The 20925-nt window shown below is 72.9% G+C and carries 16 protein-coding genes and 1 riboswitch; of the genes, 6 read left to right on the top strand and 10 right to left on the bottom strand.

Annotated features, from left to right (window positions below; genetic code table 11):
- Positions 1-23: 23 nt before the first annotated feature.
- From cobI to QOL88_RS08575, 9 genes are all read right to left on the bottom strand, one after another.
- Entirely contained in the window at positions 24-755 is a 732-nt protein-coding gene (gene cobI / locus QOL88_RS08615) for a precorrin-2 C(20)-methyltransferase (protein ID WP_097222910.1), read from the bottom strand.
- Positions 752-2215 (bottom strand): cobyrinic acid a,c-diamide synthase CobB, encoded by a 1464-nt coding sequence (locus QOL88_RS08610; RefSeq protein WP_283445881.1) that lies wholly within the window; start codon positions 2213-2215, stop codon positions 752-754. The genes cobI and QOL88_RS08610 overlap by 4 nt, the downstream gene beginning before the upstream one ends.
- Positions 2212-2811: a cob(I)yrinic acid a,c-diamide adenosyltransferase gene (gene cobO, locus QOL88_RS08605; protein ID WP_079308227.1), complete on the bottom strand. Its 600-nt coding sequence runs from the start codon at positions 2809-2811 to the stop codon at positions 2212-2214. The genes QOL88_RS08610 and cobO overlap by 4 nt, the downstream gene beginning before the upstream one ends.
- Positions 2811-4808, bottom strand: a complete 1998-nt coding sequence (locus QOL88_RS08600; RefSeq protein ID WP_097215861.1) for a putative cobaltochelatase — start codon at positions 4806-4808, stop codon at positions 2811-2813. Before QOL88_RS08600 ends, cobO begins: the two co-directional genes overlap by 1 nt.
- On the bottom strand, positions 4805-8461 hold the full coding sequence (cobN, locus tag QOL88_RS08595; RefSeq protein WP_097215860.1) for a cobaltochelatase subunit CobN: 3657 nt from the start codon (positions 8459-8461) through the stop codon (positions 4805-4807). Before cobN ends, QOL88_RS08600 begins: the two co-directional genes overlap by 4 nt.
- Positions 8458-9966 carry a cobyric acid synthase gene (locus tag QOL88_RS08590; RefSeq protein WP_097215859.1) on the bottom strand — a complete coding sequence of 503 codons (1509 nt, stop codon included), beginning with the start codon at positions 9964-9966 and terminating at the stop codon, positions 8458-8460. Before QOL88_RS08590 ends, cobN begins: the two co-directional genes overlap by 4 nt.
- A gap of 1 nt (position 9967) precedes the next feature.
- Positions 9968-10939, bottom strand: a complete 972-nt coding sequence (locus QOL88_RS08585) for a cobalamin biosynthesis protein (protein WP_097215858.1) — start codon at positions 10937-10939, stop codon at positions 9968-9970.
- Positions 10940-11039: 100 nt separating this feature from the next.
- Positions 11040-11197: riboswitch (cobalamin riboswitch) on the bottom strand.
- Between the two features lie 117 nt (positions 11198-11314).
- On the bottom strand, positions 11315-11536 hold the full coding sequence (locus QOL88_RS08580; protein ID WP_097215857.1) for a hypothetical protein: 222 nt from the start codon (positions 11534-11536) through the stop codon (positions 11315-11317).
- A 33-nt stretch (positions 11537-11569) separates the two neighbouring features.
- Positions 11570-12823 (bottom strand): inorganic phosphate transporter, encoded by a 1254-nt coding sequence (locus QOL88_RS08575; protein WP_097215856.1) that lies wholly within the window; start codon positions 12821-12823, stop codon positions 11570-11572.
- Positions 12824-13118: 295 nt separating this feature from the next.
- On the opposite strand from QOL88_RS08575, the gene QOL88_RS08570 reads away from it, so the two are divergent.
- From QOL88_RS08570 to QOL88_RS08560, 3 genes are all read left to right on the top strand, one after another.
- A complete protein-coding gene (locus QOL88_RS08570; RefSeq protein ID WP_097215855.1) occupies positions 13119-13850 on the top strand; it encodes a class II aldolase/adducin family protein in 732 nt (243 codons plus the stop codon).
- 81 nt (positions 13851-13931) lie between these two features.
- On the top strand, positions 13932-15059 hold the full coding sequence (locus tag QOL88_RS08565) for an alpha/beta hydrolase family protein (RefSeq protein ID WP_097215854.1): 1128 nt from the start codon (positions 13932-13934) through the stop codon (positions 15057-15059).
- A 438-nt stretch (positions 15060-15497) separates the two neighbouring features.
- On the top strand, positions 15498-16898 hold the full coding sequence (locus QOL88_RS08560; protein ID WP_179878803.1) for a hypothetical protein: 1401 nt from the start codon (positions 15498-15500) through the stop codon (positions 16896-16898).
- A 247-nt stretch (positions 16899-17145) separates the two neighbouring features.
- On the opposite strand, the gene QOL88_RS08555 is transcribed toward QOL88_RS08560, so the two are convergent.
- A complete protein-coding gene (locus QOL88_RS08555) occupies positions 17146-17562 on the bottom strand; it encodes a VOC family protein (protein ID WP_097215852.1) in 417 nt (138 codons plus the stop codon).
- Positions 17563-17783: 221 nt separating this feature from the next.
- Here QOL88_RS08555 and QOL88_RS08550 point away from each other — a divergent pair, with 221 nt between their 5' ends.
- From QOL88_RS08550 to QOL88_RS08540, 3 genes are all read left to right on the top strand, one after another.
- The gene (locus QOL88_RS08550; protein ID WP_097215851.1) at positions 17784-19382 is read left to right on the top strand and encodes an ABC-F family ATP-binding cassette domain-containing protein; all 1599 of its coding nucleotides are present in this window, start codon (positions 17784-17786) and stop codon (positions 19380-19382) included.
- A 356-nt stretch (positions 19383-19738) separates the two neighbouring features.
- Entirely contained in the window at positions 19739-19957 is a 219-nt protein-coding gene (locus QOL88_RS08545) for a helix-turn-helix domain-containing protein (protein ID WP_010037790.1), read from the top strand.
- Positions 19958-20107: 150 nt separating this feature from the next.
- Complete coding sequence (locus QOL88_RS08540; RefSeq protein WP_097215850.1) at positions 20108-20911, top strand: enoyl-CoA hydratase/isomerase family protein; 804 nt, start codon at positions 20108-20110, stop codon at positions 20909-20911.
- Positions 20912-20925 lie beyond the last annotated feature (14 nt).

Raw genomic sequence — 20925 nt, 5'->3', positions numbered from 1 at the left:
GGTCCTTTCGTGGTTCACGGGTGTCACAACTTGCCGCCGCGTCCGCCGTCGCGCCGGGCGGGCGCGATGAGCGTCGACAGGTAAGGCAGGGGAGCGCCGTCGAGGTCGGCGGCCGGGCGGATCGACTCCTCCGTGAGCCCCAGCGCCGAGCCCCAGACCGCGTCGTCGATCCGCCCGGTCTCGCGCAGCGCCTCGGCGACCTCGTGCGCCTGTCGGCCGAACTTGTAGGCGACGACGGTGCCGGGCCCGGCGAGGGCTTCCTTCAGCACGGTCGCCCCGGCGGTGACCGGCACCAGCGTGAGCGGCTCGGTGCCCTCGGTCAGCACGGCGCCCGACCGGGCGGCGAGGTCCTGCATGGCGGTGATCCCGGGGACGGTCTCGACGACGGTCCCCGGCACCAGCTCGGCGATGGTCTGCGCGAGATAGGTGAAGGTCGAGTACACGTTGGGGTCGCCGATGGTCGCGAAGGCCACGCCGTCGTGCGCGCGCAGCAGCTCGGCGACGCGTCCGCCCGCCGCGTCCCACGCGGCCTCGCGTCGCCCCCGGTCGCTGCGCTCGTTCAGCGCGAACACGACCCGGACGACCTTCTCCTCGGGCACGTAGTGCAACACGGTCGCCTCGGCCCGGCCGCGCTCCATGGTGTCCATCACGGGGACCACCACGACATCGGCCTCCCGCAGGGCGTTGACGCCCTTGACGGTCACCAGCTCCGGATCCCCGGGACCCACCCCGACTCCGACCAGCCTGCTGCTCATGACGTCCGGCACCTCTCGACGAACCTACGGGCGACACCGGGCTCGGACGCCCAGTGCGTGTGCAGATAGCTCGCGTGCACACCGCGCTCCACGAAACCTTCGACCCGCGGCCGGGGACCGCGGACCCCCCAGGCGGGCTCCGCCCCCGAGCCGGGCTCCACGGCGGTCCGGTGGAACTCGTGCCCCCGCATCCGTGTCCCGGCCGCCGCGAGCACACTGTCGCCCACGGCCACGGCGTCCCGGTAGCCCAGAGTGAGCCGCTCGGTCATCCGCGCCGAGGCGTCCAGCACCCCGCACATCGGCAGCCCGTCCAGCTCCCGGCACAGATACAGCAGCCCGGCACACTCGGCGGCGACGGGAGCGCCGCTTGCCGCCAGCTCGGCGACGGCCTCGCGCAGGGGTTCGTTGGCGGACAGCTCCGAGGCGTACACCTCGGGGAACCCGCCCCCGATCACCAAGCCGGCGGTTCCGTCGGGCAGTTCCTCGTCCCGCAGGGGGTCGAACGTGACGACGTCGGCACCGGCGGCGGTGAGGAGTTCGGTGGTCTCGGCGTAGGAGAAGGTGAACGCCTCCCCGCCGGCAACAGCGACAACCAGCCTGTCCGGCGTTTGAGGACGAGGCCGTTCAGGCCGACCGGGGGTCCGGGGGGTGGAGCCCCCCGGCAGGGTCGAAGGGGCGGAGCCCCTGGAGGACGGGAAGGGTAGGGGCGGCGGGGGCGAGGAAACGACCTCGGCCGCATCCCAAGCCGCCCCCCACAACGCACCGGCACTGCGCGCCAGCCCCGCCAACGCGTCCAGATCACAACCCTCGGAGACCTGCGCCGCCATCGCCGCAATCGCCTCCACGGCGTCCTCGTGCCGCTCGGCGACCGGCACCAGCCCCAGGTGCCGCGACGGCGTGTCCACCTGAGGAACGCGCCGCAACACCCCGAGGACCGGCACCCCGGCCTGCTCCAACGCCTCCCGCAACAGCTCCTCGTGCCGGTCCGAGGCGACCTTGTTCAGGATCACGCCCCCGACCCGCACCTCCGGGTCCCAGGAGGCGAACCCGTGCACCAGCGCCGCCACCGACCGGGACTGCGACGACGCGTCCACGACCAGCACCACCGGCGCCCGCAACAGCTTGGCGACATGAGCCGTGGACGCGAGTTCCCCCTCGCCCGCGGCCCCGTCGTACAGCCCCATCACGCCCTCGACGACGGCGATGTCACAGCCCTGTGCCCCGTGCAGGAACAGCGGTCCGACCATCTCGGGCCCGCACAGGTACGCGTCGAGGTTCCGTCCCACCCGCCCGGTCGCGAGCGCGTGGTACCCGGGGTCGATGTAGTCCGGCCCGACCTTGTGCGGGGACACGGCGAGCCCCCGCGCGGCGAACGCGGCCATCAGCCCCGTGGCGACGGTGGTCTTGCCGCTGCCCGAGGAGGGCGCGGCGATGACCAGCCGAGGGACGGAAGCACTCACCACTCGATGCCCCTCTGGCCCTTCTGCCCCGCGTCCATGGGGTGCTTGACCTTGGACATGTCGGTCACGAGATCGGCGAAGTCCACGAGCTTCTCCGGGGCGTTCCGCCCGGTGATGACGACGTGCTGGGTCCCGGGCCGGTCGCGCAGGACGGAGATCACCTCGTCGGTGTCCACCCACCCCCAGTGCATCGGGTAGGCGAACTCGTCGAGCACGTACAGCTTGTACGTCTCGGCCGCCAGGTCCCGCTTGACCTGCTCCCAGCCCTCCCGGGCCTTCTCCTCGTTGTCCATCTGCGCGTCGCGCTGCACCCAGGACCAGCCCTCGCCCATCTTGTGCCAGTCGACGGACCCGCCCTCGCCGGAGGCGCCGAGCACCCGCAGCGCGTTCTCCTCGCCGACCTTCCACTTCGCCGACTTGACGAACTGGAACACCCCGATCGGCCACCCCTGGTTCCAGGCCCGCAGCGCGAGCCCGAAGGCAGCGGTGGACTTGCCCTTGCCGACGCCCGTGTGGACGACGACCAGCGGCCGGTTCCGCCGCTGTCGGGTCGTCAGTCCGTCGTCCGGCACCACACTCGGCTGTCCCTGCGGCATTACGCGGCCCTCCTCTGCACGTCCTTCACGAGCCCGGCGATGCTGTCCGCCCGCAGCTCGTCCAATGTCACCGCCGTACCGCCCAGTTCGCCCGCGAGCTGCCCGGCGAGCCCCAGCCGCACCGGCCCCGACTCGCAGTCCACGACGACCGAGGCGACCCCGTCGGCCGCGAACAGCCGCGCCGCCCGCCCGGCCAGGGCGACCGGCTCCGGGCCGCCGGTGGCGCGCCCGTCCGTCACCAGTACGACCAGCGGCCGCCGCGCGGGATCGCGCAGCCGCTCCACGCGCAGCACGTCATGGGCGCGCAGCAGCCCCGCGGCGAGCGGGGTACGCCCGCCCGTCGGCAGCGTCTCCAGGCGGGCCGCCGCCGCGTCCACCGACGAGGTCGGCGGCAGCGCGACGTCCGCGCCCGTGCCGCGGAAGGTCACCAGGCCCACCTTGTCGCGCCGCTGGTAGGCGTCCAGCAGCAGCGACAGCACGGCGCCCTTCACGGCGCTCATCCGCTGCCGTGCCGCCATCGACCCGGAGGCGTCCACGACGAACAGCACGAGATTGCCCTCGCGCCCCTCGCGGGTGGCCTGCCGCAGATCGTCCCGGCGCACGACCAGGCCCGGCCCGGACCGTCCGCGCGCCCGCTGGTGCGGGGCCGCCGCCTGCACGGTCGCCGCCAGGTGCAACTTTGTGAGCGCGCCCCGGGGCCGCCGGGCCCCGGTCGTCCGCCCGTGCTCGGTCCGCGCCCGCGAACGCCGCCCGGCGGCACCCTCGCCGATGCCGGGCACGCTCAGCACCTTGGTGCGAAACGGCTCCGACGCCCGTACGGCCGACTGCTCGCCGGCGCCCGACGGCTGCGGCTGCCCGCCCTCTCCGGCCTCCGGCCGGGCCGCGGTGTCGTCGCCGCCCTGGGGCGCGTCGTCGGGTTCCGGCTGTCCGCCGCCCCCGCCGGGCCCGTCCGGCCCGGGGTCCGGGTCGGGGTTGTCGTCGTCCGAGCCGCCGAACTCCTCCAGGGTCTCGTCGAGCTTGTCCTCGTCGAGCCCCGGCGCGTCGAAGGGGTTGCGCCGCCGCCGGTGCGGCAGCGCGAGCAGCGCCGCCTGCCGGACGTCCTCCGCGAGCACGTCCGTACGCCCGGCCCAGGCCGCCAGCGCGGTGGCGGTCCGCGCCATCACGATGTCGGCGCGCATACCGTCCACCTCGAAGGCCGCGCAGGTCGCCGCGATCTGCCGCAGCGCCCCGTCGCCCAGCCGCACCGACGGCAGCAGCTCCCGCGCGGCGACGATCCGGGCCCGTACAGCGGCCTCCTCCTCGGCCCAGCGCGCGGCGAAGGCGGCCGGGTCGTCGTCGTAGGCCAGGCGCCGCCTGACGACCTCCACCCGCTGGTCCGGCTCCCGCGAGGCCGCGACTTCCACGGTCAGCCCGAACCGGTCGAGCAACTGCGGCCGCAGCTCGCCCTCCTCGGGGTTCATGGTGCCGACGAGCAGGAAACGGGCGGCGTGCCGCACGGAGACGCCCTCGCGCTCGACGTACGAGGCGCCCATCGCGGCGGCGTCCAGCAGCAGGTCGACGAGGTGGTCGTGGAGGAGGTTGACCTCGTCGACGTAGAGGATCCCGCGGTGCGCGTCGGCCAGCAGGCCCGGCTCGAAGGCCTTCACGCCCTCCGAGAGGGCCCGCTCGATGTCCAGTGCGCCGACCAGTCGGTCCTCGGAGGCGCCGACGGGCAGCTCGACCATGCGCGCGGCCCGGGTCTCGAACGCCCCCGGCTCGTGCGGCCCGTCCGGGCAGCCGGGGTCGGGGGAGCCGGGGTCGCAGGAGAAGCGGCAGCCGGAGACGACGTCCAGCGTCGGCATGAGCGCCGACAGCGCCCGCACCGCCGTCGACTTGGCCGTGCCCTTCTCGCCGCGCACCAGCACTCCGCCGACCGCCGGGGACACCGCGTTCAGCAGCAGCGCGAGCCGTAGGTCGTCCTGGCCCACGACGGCCGTGAACGGAAAGGGGGTGGTCACTTCTCGTCGCCCTCCAAGTCGCCTTCGAGTTCCAGGTAGGTGGCGCGCAGCCGTTCCAGCGTCTCCGCGTCCGGCTCGGCCCACAGCCCGCGGTCCGCGGCCTCCAGCAGCCGCTCGGTGATGCCGCGCAGCGCCCAGGGGTTGGACTTCTTCATGAAGTCCCGGTTCTCCGGGTCGAAGACGTACTCGGCGCTGAGCTTCTCGTACATCCAGTCGTCCACGACCCCGGCGGTGGCGTCGTACCCGAACAGGTAGTCCACGGTCGCCGCCATCTCGAAGGCGCCCTTGTAGCCGTGCCGCCGCATCGCCGCCATCCAGCGCGGGTTGACCACCCGGGCGCGGAAGACGCGGTGCGTCTCCTCGCCGAGCGTGCGGGTCTTCACCTGGTCCGGGGTGGCCGAGTCACCGACGTACGCCTCGGGGCTCGCGCCCGTCAGGTGCCGCACCATGGCCACCATGCCGCCGTGGTACTGGAAGTAGTCGTCGGCGTCGACCAGGTCGTGCTCACGGGTGTCGACGTTCTTCGCGGCGACCGCGATCCGCTTGAACGCCGTCTCCATGTCCCCGCGCGCGGCCCGCCCGTCGAGCCCCCGCCCGTAGGCGTAGCCGCCCCACACCGCGTACACCTCGGCGAGGTCCGCGTCGGAGCGCCAGTTGCGGGCGTCGATCAGCGGCAGCAGACCGGCCCCGTACGCCCCCGGCTTGGAGCCGAAGATGCGGGCCGTGGCCCGGCGGCGGTCGCCGTGCTCGGCGGTGTCCTGGTCGGCGTGGGCCCGGACGTAGTTGGACTCCGCGGGCTCGTCCAGCTCGGCGACGGCGCGGACGGCGTCGTCGATCAGGCCCACGACGTGCGGGAACGCGTCCCGGAAGAAGCCCGAGATGCGGACCGTCACGTCGATGCGCGGCCGGCCGAGTTCCGCCAGGGGGACCACCTCGAACCCGGTCACGCGCCGCGAGGCGTCGTCCCACACCGGACGGCAGCCCAGCAGCGCCAGGATCTCGGCGATGTCGTCGCCCTGGGTGCGCATCGCCGAGGTGCCCCACACCGTCAGGCCGACGGACGTCGGGTACTCACCGGTGTCCTGCAGATACCGCTGCACCAGCGAGTCCGCGAGGGACTGCCCGACCTCCCAGCTCAGCCGGGACGGAATGGCCTTGGGGTCGACGGAGTAGAAGTTCCGGCCCGTCGGCAGGACGTTGACCAGCCCGCGGGTCGGCGAACCGGAGGGGCCCGCCGGGACGTAGCCGCCGTTCAGCGCCCGCAGGATGTGCCCGATCTCGTCGGTGGTCTTCTCCAGCCGGGGCACGACCTCGGTGCAGGCGAACTCCAGCACGGCGACGGCGTCCGGCAGTTCGGTGCGCAGGACCTCCCGGACCAGCGGCGCGCTCTCGGCGACCGCCCAGCCGCGCTCCTCCATGCCCTCGGCGATCCGCCGGCACAGCTGCTCCAGCAGGTCGATCGCGTCGGCGGCACTGCGCGAGGGGCCGTCCACCAGGTCCGTCAGCTCGACCGGCACCTTCACCGGAGCGCCGGGCTCGGCCAGCAACTCCTTCTCCACCAGCCCGAAGTGCTGCGCCAGCGACGCCCTCAGGCCCGGCAGCGCGTTGGCCTGCCCGCCCCACACCTGCGAGGCGCGCAGCACGGCCAGTACGAGGTTCACCCGCGGCTCGCCGACCGGTCCGCCGCCCAGGATGTGCAGTCCGTCGCGGATCTGCACGTCCTTGATCTCGCACAGATAGCCGTCGATGTGCATGACGAACTCGTCGAACTCCGCGTCGTCCGGCTGCTCGTCGACGTGCAGGTCGTGGTGGAGTTCGGCCGCCTTCACCAGCGTCCAGATCTGGGCGCGCACGGTCGGGGCCTTCGCCGGGTCCAGGTCGGAGACCAGCGCGTACTCGTCGAGGAGCTGCTCCAGCTTGGCCAGGTCGCCGTAGGTGTCGGCGCGGGCCATCGGCGGCACGAGGTGGTCGACGACCGTGGCGTGCCCGCGCCGCTTGGCCTGGGTGCCCTCGCCCGGGTCGTTGACGATGAACGGGTAGATCAGCGGCAGGTCCCCGAGGACCGCGTCCGGGGCGCAGCCGCCGCTGAGTCCGAGGCCCTTGCCCGGCAGCCACTCCATGGTGCCGTGCTTGCCCATGTGCACGATGGCGTCGGCGCCGAAACTGTTCTCCAGCCAGCGGTAGGCCGCCATGTAGTGGTGGGACGGAGGCATGTCCGGGTCGTGGTAGATCGCGATCGGGTTCTCGCCGAAGCCGCGCGGCGGCTGGATCATCACCACGACGTTCCCGAACTGCAGGGACGCCAGCACGATGTCGTCGCCGTCGACGTAGAGGCTGCCCGGCGGCTCGCCCCACGCCTCGGTCATGGCGTCCTTCAGCTCCGGGTCGAGCTTCTCGAACCACGCCCGGTAGTCGGCCAGCGGCACCCGCGCGGGCGCGGCGGCCAGCTGCTCCTCCGTCAGCCACTCCACGTCGTGCCCGCCGGCGTTGATGAGCCGGTGGATCAGCTCGTCGCCCTCGTCCGGATGCCCCTCGACGAGGTACCCGGCGTCCCGCAGCGCGTCCAGCACCCGCACCGCCGAGGCCGGGGTGTCCAGCCCGACCGCGTTGCCGACCCGCGAGTGCTTGGTCGGGTACGCGGTGAAGACCAGCGCCAGCTTCTTCTCGGCGTTCTCCTTGTGCTTCAGCCGCGCGTGCCGTACGGCGATGCCGGCGACGCGGGCGGCCCGCTCCGGATCGGCGACGTAGACGGGCACATCGTCCGGGCCCTGCTCCTTGAAGGAGAACGGCACGGTGATCAGCCGCCCGTCGAACTCCGGGATGGCCACCTGCATCGCGGCGTCCATGGGGGACAGGGCGGCGTCCGAGTCCGCCCAGGCCTGCCGCGAGGACGTCAGGCACAGGCCCTGCAACACGGGGATGTCCAGCTCGGCGAGAGCGCCGATGTCCCAGGCCTCCTCGTCACCGCCCGCCGAGGCCTGCGAGGCGTGGGTGCCGCCCGCGGCGAGGACGGTGGCGACCAGGGTGTCCGCCTGCCCGAGGATCTCGTACAGCCCCGCGTCCGCCCCGCGCAGCGAACCGCAGTACACGGGAAGCGCGTTGGCGCCCCGCGCCTCGATCGCGTCGCACAGCGTGTCCACGAACCCGGTGTTGCCGCTCAGCTCGTGCGCCCGGTAGAAGAGCACGCCGACGGTCGGACGGCCCGGCACGAGTTCACGCTCGCCGTGGACGCCGTATTCGGGCATCTTCCGCGGCTCGTCGAACCCCTCGCCCGTCAGCAGCACGGTGTCGGAGAGGAACCGGGCGAGTTCGGTGAGGTTGTCCGGCCCGCCCTCCACGAGGTACCGCAGCGCCTCCGCGACGACACCGGCCGGCACGGACGACTCGGCCATCAGCTCCGCGTCCGGCACGGCCTCGCCGCCCAGCAGCACGGTGGGGATGCCGGAGGCCTTCAGCGCGGCGAGCCCGTCCTCCCAGGCCCGCTTGCCGCCGAGCAGCCGGACGACGGCGATGCCCGCCCCGTCCAGCAGGGCCGGAAGCTCCTCCCGGACGTCCACGCGGGTCGGGTTGCCGATCCGGTAGTCGGCACCGGAGGCGGCCCGGGCCGCCAGCAGGTCCGTGTCGGCGGTGGACAACAACAACACAGTGCTCATGCGGGTGCTCCCGGTGGAATGAAGGGCAGTCCTTGCGGCGCGCCGGACTCGATGAGCCGCCACAGCGCGTCGGTGTCCGCGTGCTGTTCGATCAGGTCGCCGAGCCGGTCGAGCTGCTCCTCGCGCAGCGCGGCGAACGAGGTGTCCGGCGCGGGCACGAAGCGGCGGCCCGCGGCGGCCGCCACCTCGCGCAGAAAGGCCCGCCGGAAGCCGTCCGACTCCAGTGAGCCGTGCCAGTGCGTGCCCCAGGTCTGGCCGACCCGGCAGCCGTCCAGGAAGGCGGTGCCTCCCTGGACGTCGGCGACCCCGTGGTGGATCTCGTATCCCTCGACGCGTTCCCCGAGGGCCTCGCCCTGCGGCCGGGTGAGGGTCTTCTCGCGGGCGAACCGCACCCGCACGGGCAGGATCCCGAGCCCGTCGACGTGCCCTCGCCGGCTCTCGACGTCGTCCTCGATGTGCTCGCCGAGGATCTGGAAGCCGCCGCAGATACCGAGGACGGGCCGCCCCTCGGCGGCCCGGCGGGCCAGGGCCTCGGCGAGCCCCCGCTCGCGCAGCCACTCCAGCGCCCGGACCGTCCCGCGGGTGCCGGGCACGATGACGAGGTCGGCGTCGGACAGCTCCTCCGGCCGGTCCACGAACCGCACCACGACGCCCGGTTCGGCGGCCAGCGCGTCCACGTCGGTGAAGTTGGACATGAGCGGCACGGCACAGACCGCGACGCGCAGCACGTCCTCGCCGACCGGCGGGGCGACGACGGACTCCCGGACGGCTCCCCGAAGGGAGACGCGCAGCCCGTCCTCCTCGTCGATCCCGAGCCCGTGCCGGAAGGGCAGCACGCCGTACGTCTTGCGCCCCGTGAGCCCGTACAGCATGTCCAGGCCCGGCTCCAGCAGGGAGACGTCCCCGCGGAACTTGTTGACGAGGAACCCGGCGACACAGGCCTGGTCCTCGGGCGACAGCAGCGCCACCGTCCCGAAGAACGAGGCGAACACACCGCCCCGGTCGATGTCGCCGACGACGAGCACGGGCAGCCCGGCGTTCCGGGCGATCCCCATGTTCACGATGTCCGTCCGCCGCAGATTGATCTCGGCGGGAGAACCGGCCCCCTCACAGATCACCGCGTCATACGTGCCCCGCAACTGCTCCAGGCAGTCCAGCACCGTCCCGAGCAACTGCTGCTGCCGGCCGCCGTGGTAGCCGCGCGCACTCAGCTCCCCGACCGGCTTGCCCAGCAGCACGACCTGACTGCTCTGCTCGCCACCGGGCTTGAGCAGCACCGGATTCATCAGCGCGGTCGGCTCGACGCGGCAGGCCTGCGCCTGCATGGCCTGCGCCCGCCCGATCTCGGCCCCCTCCGTCGTCACGAAGGAGTTCAGGGACATGTTCTGCGCCTTGAAGGGCGCGACCTTGACGCCTTGGCGCACCAGCCACCGGCAGATCCCGGCGGTCACGACGCTCTTGCCGGCGTCGGAGGTGGTTCCGGCGACGAGAAGCCCACCGCTCATGTCATTTCCCCCTCTTCGGCGACCGCGCACTCGCGAGCGACGGCGCACTCTTCAGCAACCGCGCACCGGCGCACACCCCGAGCGCGAGCCAGGTGACGCGCTTCGACAGCCGCACGGCCCGCTCGACGTCGTGCGTGCCGACGGCCCGCCCCTGCGTGTTCAGCACGGGCCGGTGCTCCACCCGCCCGCCGTACGAGAGCGTCCCGCCCAGCCGCACCCCGAGCGCCCCCGCGAACGAGGCCTCCACAGGACCGGCGTTGGGACTCGGATGCCGCGCCGCGTCGGCCCGCCACGCCCGTACGGCCCCCCGCGGATCCGGTCCGGCCAGCACGGCGAGTACGGCGGTCAGCCGCGCTCCCGGCCACCCCGCGAGGTCGTCCAGCCGCGCGGAGGCCCACCCGTACCGGCGGTACCGGGCCGACTTGTGCCCGACCATGGCGTCCAGGGTGTTGACGGCCCGGAACCCCAGCAGCCCCGGCACCCCGCCGACGGCCCCCCACACCAGCGCCCCCACCACGGCGTCGGAGGTGTTCTCGGCGACCGACTCGACCACGGCCCGGGCCATGCCGTCGGCGTCGAGGGCGTGCGGGTCCCGCCCGCACAGATGCGGCAGCCGGGCCCGGGCCGCCTCGACGTCCCCGGCCTCCAGGGCACGCCCGATGGTCCGCGCCTCCCGGGCCAGCGACGTACCCCCGACGACGGCCCAGGTGGCGGCGCCGGTCAGCGCGACGGAGGCGACGGCGGACGGCCGCACGGCACGCGCGGCGACGGACCCGAGGGCGACGGCCCCTCCGGCACACACGGCGGTGTGCAGCGCGCCCCACCCGCGGTGGTCCCGCCACAACACCCGTTCCACGGCACCCGCGGCCCGCCCGAACGCGGCGACCGGATGCCCCCGGCGAGGATCACCGAGCAGCAGGTCACCGATCAGGCCGGCGGCGGCGCCGTACGCGAAGACGCGATCGGCACCCATGGGCTCAGCCGGCCAGGAGGGCGGGCAGGGGTGGGGTGTTGAACCTCGATCGGCAGCCGCGCATGGCGATATGTGTCCTCACTCAGGGTGTCCACGCCCTGGTTCGACGAGACCGGCGGTGAGAGTTCCTGGCTCCCGGGGATTGCTACCCCGGTGACAGTGGCGGGACCGCGCCGGACTTTCACCGGCTTCCTCTCCTGCCGCCGTATTGGCCCCGGCAGTCCACCACGGCCGGGAACCGCCGTCAACTTGCCGTTGACCTGCGAGGGGAGAGTGTGGAGAACCCCACATCGCCCCCTTGTGTACACACGACGACCGGGCGGCACGGAACCGGAGTTCCGTGCCGCCCGGCGGACACGACGTGACGTCAGGCCCTCAGGCCACGATCAGATAGATCCCGTACCCCACGGCCGCCGCACACGCCGCGAAGCACGCGTACGCGCCGGTGACCGCGAGTCCCGCGGTCCCGCCCTGCGCCACCGCACGCTCGCGGCGCGACAGGCCCGTGACGCCGAGGGTGAACAGGCCGACGAGGGCCACGGTGACCACGAGGCTGACACCGAAGACGGAACCGAGGGCCGCCCAGTCGATCTTCATATCGGAGACTCTTCCTTGTAACCGGTGGCGGGGTCAGACCGTGGTGGTCGTGGTCGGCGTGCGCTCGGCGGTGGCCTGCGACGGGAACGCGGGGATCGGGTCCTCCGACGCCGTGGCCGAACCACTCGCGGGGGGCGGCGTCACCGCGGCCATCGCCGTGGTGACCACGCCGGCGGGCTCCGCGTCGTCGGTGTCGTTGACGTTGGTGTGGTCGACCACCTCGCGCCGCGACAACTTCCAGATCGCCGCGCTGGAGGCGATGAGGAAGACCGCCACCACGGCGGTGCCCCAGCTGCCGAAGCCGGTGACGTACTCGGCGAGCGCGCCCACCAGAGCCGCCGCCGGCAGCGTCAGGCCCCACGCGACGAACATCCGCGTCGCGGTGGACCAGCGGACCACGCCGCCCTTGCGGCCGAGCCCGGCGCCCATCACCGAGCCGGACACGGAGTGCGTCGTGGAGAGGGAGAAGCCGAGGTGCGAGGAGGCGAGGATGACCGTGGCCGCGGAGGTCTGGGCGGCGAAGCCCTGCTGCGGCTGGAGGTCGGTCAGGCCCTTGCCCATGGTGCGGATGATGCGCCAGCCCCCCAGGTACGTGCCGAGCGCGATGGCGAGACCCGCCGAGAGGATGACCCACATGGGCGGGTCGGAGTCGGGCGCGACGGCGCCGCCGGCGACCAGGGCGAGGGTGATGACACCCATCGTCTTCTGCGCGTCGTTGGTGCCGTGGGCCAGGGAGACCAGGCCCGCGGAGGCGATCTGGCCGGCCCGGTAGCCCTTCTTGGACGCGTTGCCGTCGGCCTTCCTGCCGAGGGAGTACGTCAGCCGCGTGGCGAGCAACGCCGCGATGCCCGCGACGATCGGAGCGGCGATCGCCGGGATGAGCACCTTGGTGACCAGCACGTCGCCGTGCACCGCGCCGACGCCCGCCGAGGCGATCGTGGCACCGATCAGACCGCCCATGAGGGCGTGGGAGGAGCTGGACGGCAGACCGACCAGCCAGGTCAGCAGGTTCCAGAGGATCGCGCCGACCAGGGCGGCGAAGATGACCTCGGGACGGATGCCGGCCTCGTCGACGAGGCCCTTGGAGATCGTGTTGGCGACTTCGACGGACAGGAAGGCGCCGACCAGGTTGAGGACCGCGGACATGGCCACCGCAACCTTGGGCTTCATGGCGCCCGTGGAAATGGTCGTGGCCATCGCATTCGCGGTGTCGTGGAAACCGTTCGTGAAATCGAACGCGAGAGCGGTTACTACCACAATCGCGAGGATCAGCGAGAAGCTTTCCATTTACCCAGGCAATCGTTCGAGGTCATTGGCCAGACGAACGTAGGCAACCTGAGTGAACGGAAGATGAACTGGGAGGGGCGCAGGGATGACTGCGATGAGGGGTCCTCGTTCCGCACCGGAACAGCGGCCTCCGCGCCCGCACGACCAGGTGCCCCGAGCGAACCGCTTCAGTCGATCGAGTGACCCGTCGAACACGTTCCGTCCAGCAGGGCCGGCGGTCGGGACCGTTTCGGTTGCGGGGCCGAAGTGCCCCCGCCCGGCGGCGCTTTGAGCCCTTGCCTGGCAGGATCGCGGCATGGCTGAGCAGCGAGGCGACGAGCGGGACACGGCAGACGCGCGGGAGAGCGAAAAGGGTGCGGGGGAGGCGCGGCGCGGGAGTGCGCGCCCCGAGGAGGCACGCGCCTGGGAGGACCTCGTCACGACGGCCCGCCGGACGGTCTCGGACGGACTCGTCGTCGGCACGTCCGGCAACGTCTCGGTACGCGTCGGGGACACCGTCCTCGTCACACCGTCGGGTGTCCCCTACGACCGGCTGGCGCCGGACGACGTGACCGGCGTGGACCTCGACGGCCGGCAGGTCCTCGGCACGCTGGTCCCGACCAGCGAGCTGCCCATGCACCTCGCGGTCTACCGCACCACCGGCGCCCTGGCCGTCGTCCACACCCACGCCGTCCACGCGACGGCCGTCTCGACGCTCGTGAGCGAGCTCCCGCTGATCCACTACATGGCCGCCGCGCTCGGCGGCCCCGTCCGGGTCGCCCCCTATGCCACCTACGGCACCGACGAGTTGGCCGAGAACATGCTCCGCGCCCTCGCCGACCGCTCCGGCTGCCTCCTCCAGAACCACGGCACCATCGCCCACGGCGCCACCCTCGCCCAGGCCTACGACCGCACCGCCCAGCTGGAGTGGATGTGCCGCCTGTGGCTCACGGCCTCCTCGGTGCCCGGCCCGGCCCCGAGCCTGCTGTCCCGGGAACAGCTGACGGAGGTGGAAGAACGCCTGCGCGGCTACGGCCAGCGGGACTGAGCCGCCCCCAGGCCGCCACGGACGTCACCCCGCCGCTGCCTCCCACTGGTCGCCCACGGCATCCGCCAGGACACTGGACCCGTGCGCACTGTCAAAGCGACGGCCGCTGCCGTCACCGCCGTGATCGGGGCCGGTGCCGCCGCGGTGGCCGCCGGCCGGCTCGCCAGCGACGCCGCGCTCAAGGCGCCCCCCGGCAGGCCCCTGCCCACCGAACCCCGGCTCACCGTGCACGGCACCGCCGCCGGGCAGATCACCCTCACCCGGGACCTCGCCGCCCTGCGCCCCGGCCGCTACGGCCTCTCCGGCAGCGGCTCCCACGCGGTCGTCGGCCCCGTCCTGACCGGCGCCTCGCACTCCGCCGACACCGTCGTGCGCCGCCTGGAGGGCGTCACGCACGGCACGCTGACGTCCGGCGACAAGGTCTGGCTCACCCCGAACGTGTACGTCGGCAACCCGGGCGCAGCCCTCGGCCTCGAACACGCCGACGTCGACGTCCCCGGTGAACTCGGCGCCCTGCCCGCGTGGTTCGTGCCGGGCAAGCGGGACACCTGGGTGATCGCCGTGCACGGCCTGGGCACCACCCGGGAACTCGCCATGAACGTCATGGGGTTCCTGCACCGCAGCCGCTTCCCGGTGCTCGCCCTCGCCTACCGCGGCGACCTGGGCGCGCCCCGCCCGCCCGACGGCCTGAACCACCTCGGCGAGACCGAGTGGCGCGACCTGGACGCCGCCATCCGCTACGCCGTGCGCTACGGAGCCCGCCAGGTCGTCCTGCACGGCTGGTCCACCGGCGCCACCATGGCCCTGCGCGCCGCCGCCCACTCGGGACTGCGTGACCGCGTCTCCGGGCTCGTCCTGGACTCCCCGGTGCTCAGCTGGGAGGCCACCCTGCGTGCCCTCGCCTCGGCCCGCCGCACCCCGGGCGCGCTGCTGCCCCTGGCGGTCCGCGCCGCCCAGGGCCGCACCGGCCTGACCGGCGACCGCGCCACGGGCCCGGCCCCGGCCGACAACCTGCGCGTCCCGGCGCTCGTCTTCCACGGACCGGACGACACCGTCGCCCCCTGGCAGCTCTCGCGCCGGCTCGCCGACGCCCGCCCCGACATGGTCGCCCTGCGCACCGTCGCCGACGCGCCCCACGGGGCCATGTGGAACGCCGACCCGGAGGCCTACGAGGAGGCGCTCCGCCGCTTCATGACGCCCCTCATGTGACCCCACTCACATCCGCCCGACGATGCGGCCCTGTCGCCGCTCGGTGGCGCACGCATGGACGCGGTGCCACTTGCCGGTCTCTCGCACACCCGTCGGCGCGGTTGCCCTGCCGGTCTCCAACGCCCCCGTCGGCGCGGTTGCCCCTGCCGGTCTCTCGCGCACCCGTCGATGCGGCTGCCCTGCCGGCCTCTCCCGCACCCGTCCACGCAACCCCCCTGCCGCCCGCTCACACACCCCCCGTTCACGCCCCCTTCGCCCTGCCGCAACCACGTCCCGTCCCGCTCGGCACCGACCGGTCGCGACGATTCCGTTTAGCGTCGTACCACTGGCCTGTTCCCGGTCCTCGGCCACTCCTGCGAACAGGTGCGTTGGCCATCCCCGTCGCCCGCCGTGACATTCCGTTTGGGTTTTCGGACCGTCAACCGGAAGACTGCCCCCGTGACGTCCCGTATCCCGCGCGACTCCAGGCTTCGACTCGTCCGCCCGCGACCCCTGGCCGCCGCCCCCCCAGCGATGAACCAGCGGCGCTCGCGCCGCCCCGCACCGCGCCCTCCGGAGGGCACCCCGGCACCGGCGGAGCTGGCCAGAATGGCACGCTCAGGCCTGGCCGACGCGGCCCGCGTCGCCCGCTGGGCCGACGCCGCGCTCGGCCCCGGCCGGGACAGCGGAACCGACGACGGCAAGGCCACCCTCTCCGAGGCGACCGCCGAACGGGCGGCCCGCGACCTGGGGCTGACCCCGGCTCAGGTCAGAGCCGACTGGGACACCGCCCGCCTCGCCGGTCTCATCGAGGTGCACGGCGACAGCGCCCGCCCCGGCTGGCGGCTGCGCGCCTGGAACCGCGACGACAGCGCCGTGCTGCGCGGCTGGGTCGCCCTCTTCGACGCCTGGTCGCTCGCCCACCCGGAGCCCGCGGAGCACGAGCCCGCCGCCGTCGCCGAGGTCGTCTCCGCCATGCCGCAGGCGCTCTCCTTCCTCCAGCTGTCCGCCGGGCCCGTCCCCGTGGAGCAGCTCCTCGACCTCCTTGAGCAGCGCGTCACCGAGCTGCGCACCGCCCGCTGCGAGATCCCCTACGGCCCCCAGCCCGAGCCGTCGGCCGAACCGGAGCACACCGACGCCCCGCTCGCCCCGCTGCTCGACTGGGCCCTGCGCGCCCTCGCCTCCGTCGGCGCCCTCACCTACGGCGACGGCCAGGCCACCCTCACCCCCCTCGGCAGCTGGGCCGTCTGGGTCAAGCTGGAGCAGATTTGCGTCGCCGCGCAGAGCCCCGCCGGGAACATCGAGCAGGCCGCCGAGGACATGCTCCGCGGCTGCGCCCAGCTGCGCCCGAACGCGGCCCGCGCCGAGTACCGCGCCTGGCTCGCCGCCCGCCCCGTCGGCAGCGCCGTCACCGAGCTCCTCGGCGCCGCGCGCGGTGAGGACGCCCTGCTGCGCGGCCTCGCCTTCGAGGCGCTGCGCGTGGTCGGCGCGCCCGCCGAGCCGGACGTCCGCGGCGTGCTGGAGGAGCCCACGCTCAGGCCCTACGGGCTGCTGTGGCTGGCCGAGCACGACGGCGCCGACCCCGAGGACGCCCACGAGGTCCTCACCCGCGAGGAGGCGACATGGCTGTGGGTGGACACCGCGGCCGCCGTCGCCGACCACGGTGAGGCGCCGCTGCTGGTGCGCCACCTGGAGTCCGCGGTGCAGCCGACCGTCCCGATGCTCCTGGACGAGGTACGCGCGGTGGGGCACCCGCGCACCGTGCAGGTCCTGGTCGCCCTCGCCGCCGCACACCCCGACCCGGCCCTGGCCAAGGCGGTGCGCCGGGCCGCCTTCCAGGTGCACACCGGCGGCAGCTAGGGCCTGTCGTTTGGATCAGGTCGCAGGAAATCGGCGGTGCTTCTCGATGCCGGTGAGCGGGGCTTGGTGCGTGTAGCTGCAAGGCGGAGGAGGGAGTCGACGCGATGGGGGTCCCTCCCGCGCGAGCGCAGCCGAGCGTGGGGGAGTCGGCGACTGACGACAACGCGGCAGATGCGCGTGCCAAGCCCCGCGTCTGCGACCTGATCCAAACGACAGGCCCTAGGGCCGCGGCCCGACCCGCGGGACGTCAGCCCGCCGCTATCTCGGGCGCGTACGTCCCGAAGCTCCACACATTGCCTTCGAGGTCCCGGGCCATGTAGTCCCGCGAGCCGTAGTCCTGGTCCGTCGGGGGCATCAGCACCTCCACGCCGTGGTCGACGGCGTGGCGGTGGTGGCCGTCCACGTCGTCCACCACCACGTACACCCCCGTGGTGCCCGCGTCCTTCATGGCCGCGTCGAACTGGCCGCCCCGGCCCTTGGTGCCGACCATCACCGCGCCGTTGCCCTGTGCCAGCTCGGCGTGCATCACCGAGCCGTCCTCGCCCTCGTACACCGACAGCTCCGTGAAGCCGAAGGCCTCCGTGAGCTGCCGGATCGCGGCTTTCGCGTCCGCGTACAGCAGCGTCGGATAGATGCTCGGACGCCCGCCGGACATACCTGCCATGGCGATCACTTCCTCGTGTCTCGCGGGGCTGTGCCTTCAGTGTTCCATCGGCCACCGACAACGGCCCTCGCCCGACCGCCGGGTGATCGAACACCCGCACACAGAAAAAGTGGTTGCACGCCCCCGTTAGACTGTCCCCATGGCCATTCTCCTCGCGCATTAGACGGCGGGAACGTCCTCAGCCGCCCATCCCGCCCCCGTATCCGCCCTGGAGTCTGTCCGTGATCTCCGCCTCCGGTATCGAGCTGCGCGCCGGTGCCCGCGTCCTCATCGAAAACGCCTCGTTCCGCATCGCCAAGGGCGACCGCATCGGCCTCGTCGGCCGCAACGGCGCGGGGAAGACCACCCTCACCAAGTGCCTGGCGGGCGAGGGCATGCCCGCCGGCGGCACCATCACCCGCTCCGGCGAGGTCGGCTACCTCCCGCAGGACCCCCGCACCGGCGACCTCGACATCCTCGCCCGCGACCGCATCCTGTCCGCGCGCGGCCTGGACGTGCTGCTCCGCAAGATGCGCGACAACGAACAGCGCATCGCCAACGGCCAGGGCGCCACCCGTGAGAAGGCCCTCAAGCAGTACGAGCGCCAGGAGACGGAGTTCCTCACCAAGGGCGGGTACGCCGCCGAGGCCGAGGCCGCCACCATCGCCGCCGCGCTCAACCTGCCCGACCGGGTGCTCGGCCAGCCGCTGCACACGCTCTCCGGCGGTCAGCGCCGCCGTATCGAGCTGGCCCGGATCCTCTTCTCCGACGCGGACACCCTGCTGCTCGACGAGCCCACCAACCACCTCGACGCCGACTCGATCGTCTGGCTGCGGGACTACCTGAAGTCCTACCGCGGCGGCTTCATCGTGATCTCCCACGACGTCGACCTGATGGAGACGGTCGTCAACAAGGTGTTCTACCTGGACGCCAACCGCGCCCAGATCGACATCTACAACATGGGCTGGAAGCTCTACCAGCAGCAGCGCGAGGCCGACGAGAAGCGCCGCAAGCGCGAGCGGCAGAACGCCGAGAAGAAGGCCTCCGCGCTGCACTCGCAGGCCGACAAGATGCGGGCCAAGGCCACCAAGACCGTCGCCGCGCAGAACATGGCCCGCCGGGCGGACAAGCTGCTGGCGGGCCTGGAGGCCGAGCGGAAGTCCGACAAGGTCGCCAAGCTGCGCTTCCCCGAGCCCTCCCCGTGCGGCAAGACCCCGCTGATGGCCGAGGGTCTGTCGAAGTCCTACGGCTCGCTGGAGATCTTCACCGACGTCGACCTGGCCATCGACAAGGGTTCGCGCGTGGTCATCCTCGGCCTCAACGGCGCCGGCAAGACGACCCTGCTCCGCCTCCTCGGCGGGACGGAGCAGCCCGACACCGGCAAGGTCATCGAGGGGCACGGCCTCAAGCTCGGCTACTACGCGCAGGAGCACGAGACCCTCGACCCGGACCGCACGGTCCTGGAGAACATGCGCTCGGCCGCCCCCGACCTGGACCTGGTGGACGTCCGCAAGACGCTCGGCTCCTTCCTGTTCTCCGGCGACGACGTCGACAAGCCGGCCGGGGTCCTCTCCGGCGGTGAGAAGACCCGTCTCGCCCTCGCCACCCTCGTGGTGTCCTCGGCGAACGTGCTGCTCCTCGACGAGCCGACGAACAACCTCGACCCCGCCAGCCGCGAGGAGATCCTCGGCGCGCTGCGCACCTACAAGGGCGCTGTCGTCCTCGTCACCCACGACGAGGGCGCGGTCGAGGCGCTCCAGCCGGAGCGGATCATCCTGCTGCCCGACGGCGTCGAGGACCTGTGGGGCGCCGACTACGCGGATCTCGTCGCCCTCGCTTGACCGAGTGTCGCGTTCGCTTGATCGAATGCGTGATCAACGGCGTATGGATCATTCGGCCTAGCGGTGATCCATCATCTGTGTGAGATCTCCTCGTACCGAGGTGTGTCCTACAACGATTTCGCGGCCGAGCCCCCGATTCTTCCGGGCTCGGCCGCGTTGCCTTTCTGACCTGGCCTTTTCCTCCATCATCCGTTCGGTCGTGCGGATACCGCTCTTCGGAATTCGGCATTCCGCATGTGGGGATGCGCTCCCGTCGTCACAACCTTGTCTCACGGACCTTGCCGAATGGGTGGCCATGAAGGCCTTGAGGGGTGATCATGAGGAGACCAGAGCGCACTTCCCATGAGGAGGCACGGGTGGCCGAGACTCTGAAGAAGGGCAGCCGGGTGACCGGCGCCGCGCGCGACAAGCTCGCGGCAGACCTGAAGAAGAAGTACGACGCCGGTGCGAGCATCCGGGCGTTGGCCGAGGAGACCGGCCGCTCGTATGGCTTTGTGCACCGCATGCTCAGTGAGTCGGGCGTCACGCTGCGAGGGCGTGGCGGGGCGACCCGGGGCAAGAAGGCCACGGCCTGACCCCGGGTGGCCCCTCGGCTTCGATGGTGGCCACCCGGTCGGTCGACTGATCGGCCGGGTGGTTACTGTGCAGTCACTTAAGCGTGGCCTGCTGCGGCGGTGAAGCCGTCGCGGGGCACGTCAGACGACCGCACACATCGGAGGCGTCCCATGGCTTCGTCCGACCAGGACCTCGTTCCCGTACTCGACAAGGACGGCGTACGGCTCACCGTCGACGACGCGATCGCCACGGTGACGCTGACCAACCCGACCAAGCGCAACGCCCAGAGCCCCGCTCTGTGGCGGGCGCTGACCGAGGCCGGGCGGCAGCTGCCGGGCACCGTCCGTGTCGTGGTGCTGCGGGCCGAGGGCAAGTCCTTCTCGGCCGGGCTCGACCGGCAGGCGTTCACGCCCGAGGGCTTCGACGGCGAACCGTCGTTCGTCGACCTCGCGCGCGGCGCCGACGCCGAGCTGGACGCGACCATCGCCGAATACCAGGAGGCGTTCACCTGGTGGCGGCGCAGCGACATCGTCTCCGTCGCCGCTGTCCAGGGGCATGCCATCGGGGCGGGCTTCCAGCTCGCCCTCGCCTGCGACCTGCGCGTCGTCGCCGACGACGTGCAATTCGCCATGCGCGAGACCAGCCTCGGACTCGTGCCCGACCTGACGGGTACGCATCCGCTGGTGGGACTCGTCGGATACGCCCGCGCGCTGGAGATCTGCGTGACCGGGCGCTTCGTCGCGGCCGAGGAGGCCGTGAACACCGGTCTCGCGAACCTCGCCGTGCCCGCCGGGCAGCTCGACGACGCCGTGCGCGACCTCGCGTCGGCCGTCCTCGCCGCGCCCCGCGACGCGGTCATCGAGACCAAGGCGCTGCTGCGCGGCGCCCAGGACCGCACGTACGAGGAGCAGCGCACGGCCGAGCGCCAGTCCCAGGCCCGCCGCCTGCGCGACCTCGCCGGCGTAGGCGACTGAGGACCACCGGCAGG

The sequence above is a fragment of the Streptomyces sp. Ag82_O1-12 genome, from assembly GCF_900182715.1.
Taxonomy (GTDB): domain Bacteria; phylum Actinomycetota; class Actinomycetes; order Streptomycetales; family Streptomycetaceae; genus Streptomyces; species Streptomyces massasporeus.
Note: the sequence above shows the minus strand (reverse complement) of the source record. Positions and strands in the feature narration are given on the sequence as shown.